The following is a 14,501-nucleotide window of genomic DNA, read 5'->3' as shown; positions in this document are numbered from 1 at the left end:
CGTGCTGCCACTCAGCCGACCACCATCCGGGATCGACCGAATGGTGGAGGACGGCGCTGACCGGGAAGTCAGCCGACGGAATTGATGGGTACGTCCTTCGCGTCGACGGTGACCGCCAGCCCTTCCGGCAGCGGTCGAACCTCCCGCACGGTCAACTGGAACGGCAGGTCAGGCAGGGGTACGTCGATGGAGATGCCCTTGGCGTAGTTGTTCACCAGGGCGCGGGCCAACGGCAGGTTCGGCAGACCGGCCGCGTCCAGGTCGTTGAAGCGCAGGGCGACCGCGCCGTTGTCGGCGACCGTGACGTCGGCGGTGCCGGCGACGGTCAGCTTCTGACCGAGGATGTCGACGGGTGCGGTGACGGCGAGCTTGCCGTTCTGCTCGCCGAGCTTGAGCCCGGGGCGGTTCAGCAGGGCGGCGAGGCTGTCGTAGCTGATGGTGCCGGCGCCGTTGACGGTGTCCGCGATGATGTCCCCCTGACCGGTGCGCAGGGTGTCCAGCGAGGCCCGCACGTTGCGGGCGGTCACGTCCAGCACCGGCAACTGCACGGCGTCACCTTCGACCGACGTCCGCACGTCCCGCAGGTTGATGGTTATCCGCTGGTAGCGGCCGTCGAGCACCTGGGTGAGGAACGGTGTGCCGGCCACCTCGACGTCGGGCGTGGCGGCCTGGGCGCCCTGCTTGGCGATCTCCTGACCGACCCGGTCGGCGATGGTCCGCTCGGCCACCCCGACCGCCACCCGGTCGGCGACCACCAGCAACCCGGCCACCACCAGGAGCAGGACGATCAGGCCGATGAGCAGTTTGCGGCCGCGCCGTCGGGGACGTGCCCCGCCCGCCGGATAGTCCTCCGCCACGCCGCCTCCCGTCTTCGCCCGCCGCGCCGCGACGGATCGTCCACACCGGTGCCGCAGCGCGGCGCACCCGTAGGTACCCGACCGGCCCCGGGCTCAACCGTCACTCAGAGCAGGAGCATGCACATGGCGTACGCGGCGGGAGCCGCCAGGGCGAAACCACCGAGCGGACCCTGCATGTGCCGGGCCGCCCACATGGTGGGCGGTTCCCCGGCCATCAGCCGGCCCGCCTCCGCGTACCCCACGGCGAGGTCGGCGAGCACGGCGGTGACCGCCGCGACCAGGCCGATCACGGCGGCCCGCGTCGGCGTGAAGGGAGCCACCAGGTAGCTGCCCAGAAGCGCGCTGGTCAGCGTGCCGACCATCGCGCCGGCCACCACGCCGGCGGCACCGCGCGGCACCTGCGGGGCCAGCCGGGGCCACGGCAGCACGGCGTCGGTGAGCCGGGCGACGGTCAGCGCGACGCCGCTCGCCGACAGGCAGACGGTGATCGCCTGGGTGCCGGCCGGGATCCGGCTGAGCACGATGAGGGTGCCGAAGGCCACGACCCCGACCACGATGAGCAGCGTCGCACCGAGGGAGTCGGTGACCCGGACGCGGTCGACGCGGCGGACCAGCTGGCCGAGCACCGCGGCGACGAACCCGCCGACGGCCAGGTAGCCCAGCGGCGCGAGCCCGGCGATGTCGGTCTGCACCGCGGCGACGTCGGCGAGTGCCGCGGCCCCGGCGCTGATCCCGGCGACGACCAGCAGCGCGGGCGGGCGCATGGCCATCGTCCAGGCGAGCACGAAGAGCAACTGGACGCCGAAGATGATGAAGGCGAACGGGAGCCGGTGGCCGGGGCCGGACGTCTGCGCGCCGAGCACCAGACCGACGCCGAGCAGCGCGGCGAAGCCGGCGATGGTCAACGAGAGCTGCCGGTGCACCTCGACCGGGGGTACGACCTCCTCCTCCGGCTCGTCCACCTCGTCCTCGGATCGGCGGGCCGGCTCGCCGGAGCGGCGGGCCCGGCGGGGACCGCCCCGTTCACGGCGGTCGCCATCGGTGGCGGCCGGACCGGTGCGCGGCGCGGGCGGGTTGCCGCGGGTCGCTGCGGCGGCCGGGCCCGGGTGGGGCTCGGCGGGCCACGAGTCGCGGCCGGCCTCGGGCGAGGTGGAGGGAAACACGACCCGATCGTGCCAGACCGACCGCCCGAGACGGTGGTCCCGGGTTTCGGTAACGTTAAAAACTGCTCCACGATCAGGGGCAAGGTAGACAAACAGGAAATGGCCTGAGGGCACGGCCGAGGCGATCCGCTACGCTCAAGCTCGTTACCCGCCCGTCAGCGACGCCGGGGCCACGCAATTTCTCAGCGCACTCCTCCGTGGGTGTGTCTGGTCGCGTGCGGCCGAGCGCCGCCGGGACGGAGGTGATCGTGGAGATCCTGTTGCTGGTGACCGCGCGCGCAGGCGAACCGTCGGCTGTGCTGCCGGCACTCGACCTGCTGCCGCACTCGGTCCGCACCGCGCCACGTGACGTACGCACCCTGGTCGCGGGCCCCAGCCCGGACGCGGTTCTGGTGGACGCCCGGTCGGAGTTGAGCGAGGCCCGAGCGACGTGCCGGATGCTGCATGCCACCGGGCTCGGCGTGCCGCTGGTCGCGGTGGTGACCGAGGCCGGCCTGATCGCGCTGAACGCCGACTGGGGCGTCGACGACGTCATCCTCGCCTCGGCCGGTCCCGCCGAGGTGGAGGCGCGGTTGCGGTTGGCGGTCGGCCGCCTGAGCAACGCGACGGCCGGCGCCGGTGGCTCGATCCGGGCCGGCGAGCTGACCATCGACCCCGACACGTACGCGGCCAAGCTCAAGGGTCGCCCGCTCGACCTCACCTACAAGGAGTTCGAGCTGCTGAAGTTCCTGGCCCAGCACCCCGGCCGGGTCTTCACCCGGGACCAGCTCCTGCGCGAGGTCTGGGGCTACGACTACTTCGGCGGCACCCGCACCGTCGACGTGCACGTTCGGCGACTGCGCGCCAAGCTCGGCTCCGAGTACGAGTCGATGATCGGCACCGTTCGTCAGGTCGGCTACAAGTTCGTCGTCCCGCCGTCGCGGTCGCTGCCCGAGGCGGAGCACGCGCCCCTGCCCGTCTGACCGGCACCCTGCCCGTCCGCCCCCGGAAGCCACGCCTTCAATTTCCCGTATGCCCTTTTTGCGTAGCTTGGCGGTTCTATTCTGACTGCCGGGTTTGCCGGAGAAAGGGGCCACGGTGCGCGCAGTCACCACGGGGGCGACGGGTCGGCCTGGCCGGCCGGCCGGGCGGACGCCGTGACGCGGGGCAGTTCGACAGCGAAGGCGACGGGGATCGTGACGCTGGTGCTGGCGGCACTGCTCGGCTCGGCGTACGCGCTGGGCCGGAGCCTCGTCCTGGACCCGAGCCCTCGGCACCCCCCCGACGTGACCACGAACGCCGACGCGCCGCACTACGCCGACCAGCCCAGCGACGGCGACCCGGACAGCGCGCCGCGCCCCGACGGCAGCACCGGCCCGGCCGAGACCGGCCAGGACGGTTCGGGCCGCGACGCGGGCGGCGACAAGCTGTTCGGCGCCCACGAGACCACCGGCTCTCCCCGCCTCGCGCTGACCTTCGACGACGGGCCGGACCCCCGGTACACCCCGCAGGTCCTCGCCACGCTGCGCGAGTTCGACGTGCGGGCCACGTTCTGCGTCGTCGGGGAGAACGCCCAGAACCATCCCGACCTGATCCAGGCGATCGTCGACGACGGACACACCCTGTGCAACCACTCGTGGCACCACGACGTCGGCCTGGGTGCCCGATCGGCCGACGCGATCCGCGCCGACCTGCTGCGCACCAACGACGCGATCCGGGCGGCGGTGCCGAGCGCGCCGATCGTCTGGTACCGCCAGCCGGGCGGCGCCTGGACGTACCCGGTGGTGTCGGTGGCGCGGCAGCTCGGCATGACCCCGCTGCACTGGTCGGTCGACCCGTCGGACTGGGACCTGCCCGGCGCTGCCAAGATCACTGCGACGGTGGTGACCCAGGCCGCGCCCGGCTCGGTGGTGCTGCTGCACGACGCCGGCGGCGACCGACAGGGCACGGTGGACGCCCTGCGCCGGATCCTGCCCGACCTGACCGCGCGTTTCGAGCTGGAGGCGCTGCCCACCGATCCGACCTGACCGCACGTCACGAGTTGGAGGCGCCGCCCACCGATCCGACCTGATCCGCAGCTTTGCGCGGCGACGGTCCGGGCGGCACGACACGCAACGGATACGGTGACTGGATGAGCAGCGCGGAGCCGACCAGCGACCAGGTGACCCGGACCGACCGACTGGCACCGGGGGAGATCGCCGACGTGCTGGCCCTGGCCGGCACCGCGGCTGACACCGACGGCGCGAGCCCGCTCGACGAGCACGTCCTGCTCCGACTGCGCGATCCGGACGCCCCGGCGCTGCACCTGATCGCCCGCGCCGACGACGGCACCCTGACCGGGTACGCACACCTGGACACCACCGACCCGGTCGGCGGGATCGGAGTCGAGCTGGTGGTGCACCCCACGTACCGGCGGCGGGGCACCGGTCGCGCGTTGGCCCGGGGCGTACTCGCGTCGGCCACCGGACCGCTGCGGGCGTGGGCGCACGGCGACCACCCGTCGGCGGCGGCGCTCGGCGTCGACCTCGGCTTCACCCGCGCACGGGTGCTGTGGCAACTGCGCCGGTCCCTGGCCGCCCCGCTCGGTGAACCACGCCTCCCCGAAGGGGTCGCGCTGCGCGCGTTCCGGCCCGGGGTGGACGACGCGGCCTGGCTGACCCTCAACTCGCGCGCCTTCGCCGAGCACCCCGAGCAGGGGCGCTGGACCTCTGACGACCTGCGGGTCCGGCTGGCCGAGCCCTGGTTCGACAGGGAGGGCTTCCTGCTCGCCGAGGAGACCGGGACCGGTCGGCTGCTCGGCTTCCACTGGACCAAGGTGCACGAACGCCCGGGCTCGGCCCGGATCGGCGAGGTGTACGTGCTGGGGGTCGAGCCGACCGCGCACGGTGGCGGGCTCGGCCGGGCACTGACCACGGCCGGGCTGGCGTACCTGCGGGACAGGCGGGGCCTGGACCGCGTGATGCTCTACGTGGACGAGTCGAACACCGGCGCCGTCGCGCTCTACGAGCGGATGGGCTTCGCCCGCTGGTCCGCGCACATCAACTACCACCTGGGCTGAGCGCCGCCGCCGTCCCGGCCGGGTCACCGCTGGATAACGGCCGGGCGTCGGCGCCATAACAGCGAACCGGAAATATACCTATACATCCGACAGGTGTACCCGGGTTCACTTAACGGACAACTCACCCTCAGCGAGCGGTCACCTCGGGGGCCGCACGTGTTCACCTCGCGTTCACTTGCGACCGGCGAACCGGCTACCTGGCACTTCTAACTTTCGTGTCAGCCGGTCACTGCCGGTCCTCGGGCCCCGGGATCGGGGCGCCAAGTCAGACGCGAAGGGAAACCCCTCAGGTGAAGCTCCAGCGGTACGGCGCTATTGCCGGCCTCGCTCTTGCCGCGACGCTCGGTCTCAGCGCATGCGGCTCGGACAACAACGGGCCCGCCTCCGGCGCGAGTGCTTCGGGCTCGGCCGCCGCGGTCGACTGCGCTACCGGCACGCTGAACGCCCAGGGCTCGTCGGCGCAGAAGAACGCCATGGCCGAATGGATCAAGGCGTACCAGCAGAAGTGCCAGGGCACCACGATCAACTACGAGCCGACCGGCTCCGGCGCCGGCATCCAGGCGTTCATCGCCGGGACCGCCGACTTCGCCGGCTCCGACTCCGCGCTCAAGCCGGAGGAGCAGCCGCAGGCCGACGCCAAGTGCGCCGGTGGCAAGGCCATCCACCTGCCGATGGTGATCGGCCCGGTGGCCGTCGCCTACAACGTGAGCGGCGTGGACAACCTCCAGCTCAAGCCGGCCACCCTGGCGAAGATCTTCGCCGGCAAGGTGACCAAGTGGGACGACGCGGCCATCAAGGCCGACAACCCGGACGCCAAGCTCCCGGCGACCACCATCCAGACCGTCCACCGCTCGGACGAGTCGGGCACCACCGACAACTTCACCAACTACCTCTCCAAGACCGCCGAGGCCGACTGGACCCTCGGCAAGGCCAAGGCGTGGAAGGCTCCGGGCGGCACCGGCGCCAAGGGCTCCGACGGCGTGGCCAGCTCGGTCAAGGGCGCCGACGGCTCCATCGGTTACATGGAGTGGTCGTTCGCCGAGAACGCCGGCCTGAAGATGGCCAAGATCGGTAACGGTGCGGGCGAGTTCGCCGCGCTGACCGCCGAGGCGGCCGGCAAGACCATCGCCGGTGCGGCCGTCGAGGGCCAGGGCGACGACCTCAAGCTGAAGATCGACTACAACACCAAGGAGGCCGGGGCGTACCCGATCGTCCTGGCGACGTACGAGATCGTCTGCAGCAAGGGCCTCGCGGCCGACAAGCTCGCGCTGGTCAAGGGCCTGCTGGGCTACGCCGCCAGCGCCGAGGGCCAGAACTCGCTGACCGACCTGGGCTACGCCCCGCTGCCGGAGTCGGTCCGCACCAAGGTCGAGACCGCGGTCAAGAACCTCTCCTGACCCGAATCCACCACCTCCGCAACCGAATCGAGCGAGCAGATGGGTGAAACCCCTCACCGCTCGGCCGACGCCGGCACCGGCGGGACGCGCGTGACCCAGAGTCACGAGTGGCCCGCCGGTGCCTCGGCGCGTGTGGCCGAGGCACCAGTCAGCACCCGTTCCCCGGGCGGCGCCGGGCTGGGCGGCGGCGGCGCGCTGCCGCGCAGCCGTAGGTTCGGCGCCGAGCGGGCCTTCCGCGGTCTCACAATGGCCGCCGGCACCGCGGTTCTGGTCATCATCGCCGCCATCGCGATCTTCCTGATCGCCAAGGCGGTGCCGGCCCTGCGCGCCAACACCGAGAACTTCTGGACCTACGAGGGCTGGTCCCCCAACGAGACGGAGCCGAAGTTCGGCATCGGCACCCTCGCCTTCGGCACCGTGCTCAGCGCGGCGCTGGCGCTGCTCATGGCGGTGCCGGTGGCACTGGGCATCGCGCTCTACCTCTCGCACTACGCACCCCGCCGGCTGGGCACCGCGCTCGGCTTCCTGATCGACCTGCTCGCCGCCGTACCCAGCGTGGTCTTCGGCCTCTGGGGGCGGGACATCTTCATCAACCCGGTCCGGGACTTCTCGGTCTGGTTGAACCAGCACTTCGGCTGGCTTCCGATCTTCGGCGGTGACGGCCCGTTCGGTAAGTCGATCATGCTGGGTGCCCTGGTGCTCGCCATCATGGTGCTGCCGATCATCACCTCGCTCTCCCGCGAGGTGTTCCTCCAGACGCCGACCGCCAACGAGGAGGCCGCACTCGCCCTGGGCGCCACCCGGTGGGAGATGCTCCGCACCGCGGTCCTTCCCTACGGCCGCCCCGGCATCATCGCCGCGGTGATGCTCGGCCTCGGCCGGGCGCTCGGCGAGACCATCGCCCTGGCCATGACCCTCGGCATCACCTTCGGCATCTCGTTCAACCTGATCCAGAACGGCGGCAACACCATCGCCGCCAACATCGCCAACGCGTTCGGCGAGGCGAACGAGACCGGTCGGGGCGCGCTCATCGCCTCCGGCCTGGTGCTGTTCACCATCACGCTGATCGTCAACATCACGGCGCGGGCGATCATCTACCGCCGCCGGGAGTTCACGGAGTCGGCCGCATGACCACAACCGTCACCTCCCACCGCACCCGCCCGCCGGCCCAGCCCGAGTCGCTGCGGGCGAAGCGGCTACCCGCGTACGCCGCACCAGCCATCGCCGTGGCGGCCCTGGCGCTCTCCGCCGTGATCGTCTACGGCGCCGGCATCGGCGGCCCGGTCCTCGTTGTCGTCCTCGGCGCCATCCTCTACCTGGTCGGGCTCTTCGCCGCGGCCAACGCGGTCGAGGGGCGCCGGTCGGCCCGTAACCGCACCTGGAGCGCGCTGATCCACTCCGCGTTCGTGGTGGCGGTGCTGCCGCTCGTGTCAGTGGTCTGGACGCTGGTCAGCAAGGGTGCCGACCGGCTGGACGTCAACTTCTTCCAGACCTCGATGAACAACATCGGGGCCCGCGACGCCAACGGTGGCGCGTACCACGCGATCGTCGGCACGCTGGAGCAGGTCGGCATCGCCACCCTGATCACCGTGCCGCTCGGCATCCTGTGCGCGATCTACATCGTCGAGTACGGCCGGGGTAAGTTCGCCTTCGCGATCCGGTTCTTCGTGGACGTGATGACGGGCATCCCGTCGATCGTCTCCGGCCTGTTCGTGCTGGCGTTCTGGGTGCTGGTCGTGTCGCCGTGGTTCAACGACGGTCGACCGAGCTTCTCCGGCTTCGCCGCTGCGCTCGCGCTCAGCGTGCTCATGCTGCCGACCATCGTCCGCTCGACCGAGGAGATGCTCCGCCTCGTTCCGGCGCCACTGCGCGAGGGCGCCTACGCGCTCGGCGTACCCAAGTGGAAGACCATCCTGCGGGTGGTGGTGCCGACGGCACTGCCCGGCATCATCACCGGCGTCATGCTGGCCATCGCCCGCGCGGCCGGTGAGACCGCGCCGGTCCTGCTGGTCGCCGGCGGCGGCGCCGCTATCAACACGAACCCGTTCGAGAACAACCAGTCGTCGCTGTCCCTCTTCGTCTACCAGCAGGCCGGTGACGCGTCGAAGTACGCACCGGCACGGGCGTGGACCGCGGCACTCACCCTGGTCGCCCTCGTGCTCATCCTGACGATCGCGGCGAAGCTGCTGGCCCGTCGCAACAGGCTCAGCCGATGAACCCCGGAGGTACCACAATGGCCAAGCGCGTCTCCGCCTCGAACGTCACCGCGTACTACGGCGGCTTCAAGGCGATCGAGAACATCAACCTGACTGTCGAGCCGAAGACGGTCACCGCCCTCATCGGGCCGTCCGGTTGCGGCAAGTCGACGTTCCTGCGGTCCATCAACCGGATGCACGAGGTGCTGCCGGGGGCCCGCGTCGAGGGCAGCCTGACCATCGACGACCAGGACATCTACCACCGCGACGTGGACGTCACGGCGGTCCGCCGCACGATCGGCATGGTCTTCCAGCGGCCGAACCCGTTCCCCACCATGAGCATCTTCGAGAACGTTGTGGCCGGTCTGAAGCTCAACGGGGTGCGCAAGAAGTCGATCCTGGACGAGGCCGCCGAGAAGGCGCTGCGTTCGGCGAACCTGTGGGACGAGGTCAAGGACCGGCTGGGCAAGCCCGGCGCTGGTCTCTCCGGTGGTCAGCAGCAGCGACTGTGCATCGCCCGGACGATCGCTGTCGAGCCGCAGGTCGTGCTGATGGACGAGCCGTGCTCGGCCCTGGACCCGATCTCCACGCTGGCGATCGAGGACCTGATGTTCCAGCTCAAGGACAAGTTCACGATCATCATCGTGACGCACAACATGCAGCAGGCCGCGCGGGTCTCGGACCGGACCGCCTTCTTCTCCATCGAGAAGACCGGCGACCCGGGCCGCCTGATCGAGTACGACAACACCCAGAAGATCTTCAGCAACCCGAGCGTGAAGAAGACCGAGGACTACATCACCGGCCGTTTCGGCTGAGCCGACCGCTTCGGCTGAGCCGACCGCGACCGGTCACCGGCGCCCCGCCCTCCCGGCGTGGGCGCCGGTGCCGTTTCCGGGCGTCAGCCCAGGACGAAGCGGGGGGTGCCGTTCGGGGGGAGGTCCAGGCGGGGGGTGACCGGGGTGGCCGCGTCCCGGTCGGCGGCGGCCTGCGCCACTCCGGCCAGGTCACCGGCCGCCGCCACCTGGGCCAGCGTGACCAGGGTCGGTGGCAGCATGGTCAGCTCGCCCGCCTCGGCGCGGGCCAGCGCGTCCGCCGGCCGGATCCACAGCGTGTGGTCGGCCTCGCCGGAGACGTCGCGGGTTCGTTGCCCCGCCGGCAGCAGGGCGACGAAGAAGTACGTGTCGAAGCGGCGCGGTTCGAATTCCGGCGTGATCCACCGGCTCCACGGCAGCAGCAGGTCCGAGCGGAGCGTGAGCTGACGGTCGGCGAGCAGCGCCGCGAAGCCCAACCGGCGACCCTCCAGGTCCTGCCGGGCCGCCTCCCAGTCGTCGCCACTGACGTCGCCCACCACCGTCGTCCGGTCCGGGCCGGCGAGCAGCACACCGGCCTCCTCGAAGACCTCCCGCGCGGCGGCGCAGACGACTGCCTGGGCGGCGTCCGGGGTCACCCCGAGCCGCCCGGCCCACTCACTCGGCGCCGGCCCCGCCCAGTCCAGGTGCGCCTCCGAGTCGGAGCGGTCGACACCGCCGCCGGGGAAGGCGTACATGCCTCCGAAGGTCATGGCGGCGACCCGGCGGATGACGTACACCTCGAAGTCGGCCTCGGTCGGGCGGAGCAGCAGCACGGTGGCCGCGACCCGGGGCACCGCCGGGGTGCCGCCCTCGGCCCGGAACCGGCGGGCGTGCTCGACCAGGGCGGCCGGGGCGGCGAAGCCGTCACTGTCGATCGTCATGCCGCGAGCCTAGTTCCCTCCGTCGGGCTCCTGGCCCGGCCGATGCGCCGGAACGGATCGACCCGGCGGCGGCCCGAGCGGCGTGGACGGTCCAGGGAGCCACATTGGTCCAGTCGTCCTTTGCTCTGCATATGCGGGTGCACCACATCCGGCCGCGACGTGGTGCGTCGGCATAAGCAGAGCAAAGGACGTGGGTGAGGTGGGCGGGGCCGGGGAGGCGACCGGGCAGTACCGCGATGTCCGACGGCTGAGCCGGCGGCGAACCGTTCACCCAGCTCGGTTAGCGTTTCCGGCATGACTCGTTGGGGCATCCTGGCCACCGGCCACATCGCCAGCCGTTTCGCCGAAGACCTCCGGCTGGTGCCGGACGCCGAGCTGGTGGCGGTCGGTTCCCGTTCCGCGGAGAGCGCGCGGCGTTTCGCCGACACGTACGGCGCGAAGCGCGCGCACGGTTCCTGGGTGGAGCTGGCCGCCGACCCGGAGGTCGACGCGATCTACGTGGCGACGCCGCACTCCGCGCACTACGAGGCGGCGATGACCTGTCTGACCGCCGGGCGGGCGGTGCTGTTGGAGAAGCCGTTCACCCTCGACCTGGCCACCAGCACCGAGTTGGTGGAGACCGCCCGCGCCGCCGGGGTCTTCCTGATGGAAGCCATGTGGATGAGGACGAACCCGCTGATCCTGCGGGCGGTCCAGCTGATCGCGGACGGGGCGATCGGCACGGTGAGCGGCGTCCGCGCCGACTTCGGGGTGGCCGGGCCGTTCCCGCCGGACCACCGGATGCGCAACGCGGCGCTGGGCGGGGGCGCCCTGCTCGACCTGGGCATCTACCCGATCAGTCTGGCCCACCTGCTGCTCGGGGTGCCGCAGCACATCCGGTCCTGGGCGCAGATCGGCCCGGAGGGTACGGACGAGAACACCGGCATCCTGTTCGGCTACGACAACGGCGCGCTGGCGACGCTGAGCTGCGGCATGGTCGGGCTGAGCGGACAGACCGCCTCGATCACCGGCACCACCGGGCGGATCGACCTGCCGGAGCCGTTCTTCCGGCCGGGCTCGCTCATCGTGCACCGGGCCGGTGCCGAGCCGGAGACGATCACTGCGGACACCGCGGGCAACGGCTACCAGTACGAGGCGATGGAGGTGCAGCGCTGCCTGGCCGCCGGGCTGACCGAGAGCCCGCTGGTGCCGCATGCCACCACCCTCGAGGTGATGGCGCTGCTCGACGCGGTGCGCGAGCAGATCGGCGTGCGCTACGAGTGACGTAAGAGGCCCCCGGTCGAAACCGGGGGCCTCTCCTTTGGCGTGAGCGGTCAGCCGAAGAGCGGCCGGACCAGCAGGTAGGTGACGCAGGCGATCAGCGCGGCGGCCGGGAACGTGATGATCCAGGCGATCACGATGTTGCCGGCGACGTTCCAACGGACGGCGGAGAGCCGCTTGGTCGCCCCCACACCCATGATCGCCGAGGTGATCGTGTGGGTGGTGGAGATCGGGGCCTTGAGCACCAGGGCGTTGAAGTAGAGCACCGCGCTGGCGACCGTCTCGGCCGCGAAACCCTCCGGCGGCCCCAGGTCGATGATCTTCCGGCCCAGCGTGCGGATGATCCGCCAACCACCGGCGTACGTGCCGAGGGCCAGCATGGTCGCCGACGTCCAGAAGACCCAGCCCGGGATGTGCGTCTTGCTCTCCTGGAAGCCACCGGTGTAGAGCGCCAGCACCACGATGCCCATGGTCTTGGCGGCGTCCTGCATGCCGTGGCCGACGGACATGGCGGCCGCCGAGGCGGTCTGCGCCCACCGGAAGCCCCGGTTGAGCTTGCCCGGCTGCCCCTTCCGGAACAGCCAGAGGATGGCCAGCATCAGCAGGTAGCCGAGGGTGAGACCGACGATCGGCGAGAGCACCATCGGCAGGATGACCTTCTCGCCGATGTTGACCCACTGCACGATGCCGCCGGCGGACAGCAGCGTCGCGCCGACCAGGCCGCCGAAGAGCGCGTGCGAGGAGGAGGACGGCAGACCGAAGTACCAGGTGATCAGGTTCCAGGCGATGGCGCCGAGCACACCGGCGAAGACCACCCCCAGGCTGCTCACCCCGGTGGGCAGGGTGACCAGTCCGTCGCCGACGGTCTTGGCCACCCCCGCGCCGAAGTGCGCACCGATGAAGTTGCCCACCGCGGCGAGCAGCAGGGCGATCCGGGGTGTCAGAGCCCGGGTGGAGACGCTTGTCGCGATCGCGTTGGCAGCGTCGTGGAAGCCGTTGGTGTAGTCGAACGCCAGGGCTACCGCGATCACCGCCAGGACGGCGATGAGTTCGGGAGACACCGGCTCAGGACTCCTTGACCGCGATGGTCTCGACGGTGTTGGCCACGTGCTCGAAGGCGTCGCAGGCGGCCTCCAGCTCGTCGGCGACCTCCTTCATCTTCAGCACGGTCAACGCGTCGTACTCGCCGGAGAAGAGGCGGACGAGCAACTGCCTGTTGATCCGGTCGCCCTCGTTCTCCAGGCGGTTGCACTCGATCCAGTAGTCCTCGAGATCCTTCATCGACTTCAGCCGGGGCATCGCCTCGGCGGTCAACTTGGCCTGCTGGTCGAGGACGTTGACCATCTCGTGCAGCTCCCGGGGCAGTGCCGGCAGCTCGGTGAGCCCGTACAGGTAGAGCAGGTCGCCCACGGCTTCCAGGTGGTCCATCACGTCGTCCAGCAGCGAGCCGAGCCGGTAGATGTCCTCCCGGTCGAACGGCGTGATGAACGTCGAGTTGATCTTCTTGTACAGCTCGTGGGTGATCTGGTCGCTGTCGTGCTCGACCTCGGTCAGCCGCTCGCTGACCGACTGCACGTCCACTCCGGGCAGGGCCAGCTCGTTGAGCAGCTCAGTGCCCCGGACCAGGTTCTGCGCGGCCCTGGTGAAGAGCTCGTAGAAGGCGCCCTCGGTGGGGCGGAAGGAAAACTTCACAGCACAGACCTCGTCGCGTCGGTGGAAGGGTGGCGCCGCCCGAAGGGCGACCGCTCGGTGAATGCTAGGAAACGCCTGGACCGCGAATTCGTCGGCCCACCCCTGGCCAGGCCGCATTCACCGCTCGTTTACCTGATGTTCATCTCGGCTGCCCCACGCGCACCCGCTCCCCCAGCACGCAGCCGTTCCCGCTCCTCGTCCACGTCGAAATCGGCAGCCGGATACCCCAGGTCGAGAGTGTCGAACGTCTCACGCAGCAGGTGGGCCACCGCCCAGTCCCGATACCACTTGCGGTCCGCCGGCACCACGAACCAGGGCGCGGCGTCCGTGCCGCACCGGCTCAGGGCCTCGGCGTACGCGGCCTGGTAGTCGTCCCAGTGCCCTCGCGAGTCGATGTCGGACGGGTTGTACTTCCAGTGCTTGCGGGGATCGGTGAGGCGTTCCAGCAGGCGCTCGCCCTGCTCCTCGTACGAGATGTGCAACATGACCTTCACCAGGGTCATTCCAGAGTCGGTCAGCTCCCGCTCGAACGAGTTGATGGCGTCGTAGCGGGCCCGCCAGGTCGACTCCGGCACCAGCGAGCCGACCCGGGCGATCAACACGTCCTCGTAGTGCGAACGGTTGAACATCCCCACGTATCCCGGCGGCGGCAGCTCCCGACGAATCCGCCAGAGGAAGTCGTGCCGCAGCTCCTCCGGGGTCGGCGGCCCGAACGACCGGATGTGCAGGCCCAGCGGGTTCATCGCACCGGCCACCCGCTTGATCGTGCCGTCCTTGCCACCGCAGTCCATCGCCTGGAGCACCAGCAGCACCCGGTGCGCGGGCCGATCCGACCCGGTCTTGGCCATCGCGAAGAGCATCTCCTGCTGCTGGGCCAACTCGCCGCCGACCAGCTCCACCTGCTCTCGCGCCCAGGTCTTGCGATGCTCGCCGCGCCCCACCGTCTCCGGCAGGCCGGGGGTGGAGCGGGGGTCGATGGTGGCGAGATCCACAGGTGCGCCGACCCGCAGCAACTCCCGCACGGAGCCGCCGGCCGGTGCCACGATCTGCCCTTGCTGGGGTGCGCTCATCCACGGATCATCGCCCACCCGGGTGCCATCCGCTTATCAAGGGGACCGCCGTCCGGGTAGGTACGGGGCTGCCGGGGCGTGCGGTTGCCGCGAGGATG

The 14,501-nt window shown here is 70.9% G+C and carries 14 protein-coding genes; 8 read left to right on the top strand and 6 right to left on the bottom strand.

What is annotated here, in order from left to right:
• Window positions 1-68: 68 nt before the first annotated feature.
• Both O7617_RS15010 and O7617_RS15005 read right to left on the bottom strand, forming a co-directional pair.
• A complete protein-coding gene (locus O7617_RS15010) occupies window positions 69-857 on the bottom strand; it encodes a DUF2993 domain-containing protein (RefSeq protein WP_282264256.1) in 789 nt (262 codons plus the stop codon).
• A gap of 104 nt (window positions 858-961) precedes the next feature.
• A complete protein-coding gene (locus O7617_RS15005) occupies window positions 962-2,020 on the bottom strand; it encodes a hypothetical protein (protein WP_282264255.1) in 1,059 nt (352 codons plus the stop codon).
• A gap of 242 nt (window positions 2,021-2,262) precedes the next feature.
• Here O7617_RS15005 and O7617_RS15000 point away from each other — a divergent pair, with 242 nt between their 5' ends.
• The 7 genes from O7617_RS15000 to pstB all read left to right on the top strand — a co-directional run bounded on the left by O7617_RS15000 (window position 2,263) and on the right by pstB (window position 9,464).
• Complete coding sequence (locus O7617_RS15000) at window positions 2,263-2,982, top strand: response regulator transcription factor (RefSeq protein WP_179781168.1); 720 nt, start codon at window positions 2,263-2,265, stop codon at window positions 2,980-2,982.
• Window positions 2,983-3,195: 213 nt separating this feature from the next.
• Window positions 3,196-4,026 (top strand): polysaccharide deacetylase family protein, encoded by an 831-nt coding sequence (locus tag O7617_RS14995; protein ID WP_282264254.1) that lies wholly within the window; start codon window positions 3,196-3,198, stop codon window positions 4,024-4,026.
• A 104-nt stretch (window positions 4,027-4,130) separates the two neighbouring features.
• A complete protein-coding gene (gene mshD / locus O7617_RS14990; RefSeq protein ID WP_282264253.1) occupies window positions 4,131-5,057 on the top strand; it encodes a mycothiol synthase in 927 nt (308 codons plus the stop codon).
• A 290-nt stretch (window positions 5,058-5,347) separates the two neighbouring features.
• Window positions 5,348-6,454 (top strand): phosphate ABC transporter substrate-binding protein PstS, encoded by a 1,107-nt coding sequence (pstS, locus tag O7617_RS14985; protein WP_282264252.1) that lies wholly within the window; start codon window positions 5,348-5,350, stop codon window positions 6,452-6,454.
• Between the two features lie 39 nt (window positions 6,455-6,493).
• Window positions 6,494-7,585, top strand: coding sequence for a phosphate ABC transporter permease subunit PstC (gene pstC, locus O7617_RS14980; RefSeq protein ID WP_282264251.1), 1,092 nt, complete (start codon window positions 6,494-6,496; stop codon window positions 7,583-7,585).
• Window positions 7,582-8,670 carry a phosphate ABC transporter permease PstA gene (gene pstA / locus O7617_RS14975; protein ID WP_282264250.1) on the top strand — a complete coding sequence of 363 codons (1,089 nt, stop codon included), beginning with the start codon at window positions 7,582-7,584 and terminating at the stop codon, window positions 8,668-8,670. The genes pstC and pstA overlap by 4 nt, the downstream gene beginning before the upstream one ends.
• Window positions 8,671-8,687: 17 nt before the next feature.
• Window positions 8,688-9,464, top strand: coding sequence for a phosphate ABC transporter ATP-binding protein PstB (gene pstB, locus O7617_RS14970; protein ID WP_088987405.1), 777 nt, complete (start codon window positions 8,688-8,690; stop codon window positions 9,462-9,464).
• A gap of 83 nt (window positions 9,465-9,547) precedes the next feature.
• Here pstB and O7617_RS14965 read toward each other — a convergent pair whose 3' ends face one another.
• The gene (locus O7617_RS14965) at window positions 9,548-10,381 is read right to left on the bottom strand and encodes an NUDIX domain-containing protein (protein ID WP_282264249.1); all 834 of its coding nucleotides are present in this window, start codon (window positions 10,379-10,381) and stop codon (window positions 9,548-9,550) included.
• A gap of 294 nt (window positions 10,382-10,675) precedes the next feature.
• On the opposite strand from O7617_RS14965, the gene O7617_RS14960 reads away from it, so the two are divergent.
• Window positions 10,676-11,644 (top strand): Gfo/Idh/MocA family oxidoreductase, encoded by a 969-nt coding sequence (locus O7617_RS14960; protein WP_282264248.1) that lies wholly within the window; start codon window positions 10,676-10,678, stop codon window positions 11,642-11,644.
• Window positions 11,645-11,694: 50 nt separating this feature from the next.
• Here O7617_RS14960 and O7617_RS14955 read toward each other — a convergent pair whose 3' ends face one another.
• The 3 genes from O7617_RS14955 to O7617_RS14945 form a co-directional block, all read right to left on the bottom strand.
• A complete protein-coding gene (locus O7617_RS14955; protein ID WP_282264247.1) occupies window positions 11,695-12,702 on the bottom strand; it encodes an inorganic phosphate transporter in 1,008 nt (335 codons plus the stop codon).
• A 4-nt stretch (window positions 12,703-12,706) separates the two neighbouring features.
• On the bottom strand, window positions 12,707-13,333 hold the full coding sequence (locus O7617_RS14950; protein ID WP_074314917.1) for a DUF47 family protein: 627 nt from the start codon (window positions 13,331-13,333) through the stop codon (window positions 12,707-12,709).
• A 128-nt stretch (window positions 13,334-13,461) separates the two neighbouring features.
• Complete coding sequence (locus O7617_RS14945; RefSeq protein ID WP_282264245.1) at window positions 13,462-14,403, bottom strand: PPK2 family polyphosphate kinase; 942 nt, start codon at window positions 14,401-14,403, stop codon at window positions 13,462-13,464.
• Window positions 14,404-14,501: the final 98 nt, after the last annotated feature.

Source organism: Micromonospora sp. WMMD1155, from assembly GCF_029581275.1.
Classification (GTDB): Bacteria; Actinomycetota; Actinomycetes; order Mycobacteriales; family Micromonosporaceae; genus Micromonospora.
This window is presented reverse-complemented; position numbering and strand designations above follow the sequence as displayed.

Bases quoted from the DNA above. Each gene is read 5' to 3' on its own strand.
- mshD (WP_282264253.1), top strand. From the start codon at position 4,131: ATGAGCAGCGCGGAGCCGACCAGCGACCAGGTGACCCGGACCGACCGA.
- pstC (WP_282264251.1), top strand. From the start codon at position 6,494: ATGGGTGAAACCCCTCACCGCTCGGCCGACGCCGGCACCGGCGGGACG.
- pstA (WP_282264250.1), top strand. From the start codon at position 7,582: ATGACCACAACCGTCACCTCCCACCGCACCCGCCCGCCGGCCCAGCCC.
- pstB (WP_088987405.1), top strand. From the start codon at position 8,688: ATGGCCAAGCGCGTCTCCGCCTCGAACGTCACCGCGTACTACGGCGGC.
- O7617_RS14965 (WP_282264249.1), bottom strand. From the start codon at position 10,381: ATGACGATCGACAGTGACGGCTTCGCCGCCCCGGCCGCCCTGGTCGAG.
- O7617_RS14960 (WP_282264248.1), top strand. From the start codon at position 10,676: ATGACTCGTTGGGGCATCCTGGCCACCGGCCACATCGCCAGCCGTTTC.
- O7617_RS14945 (WP_282264245.1), bottom strand. From the start codon at position 14,403: ATGAGCGCACCCCAGCAAGGGCAGATCGTGGCACCGGCCGGCGGCTCC.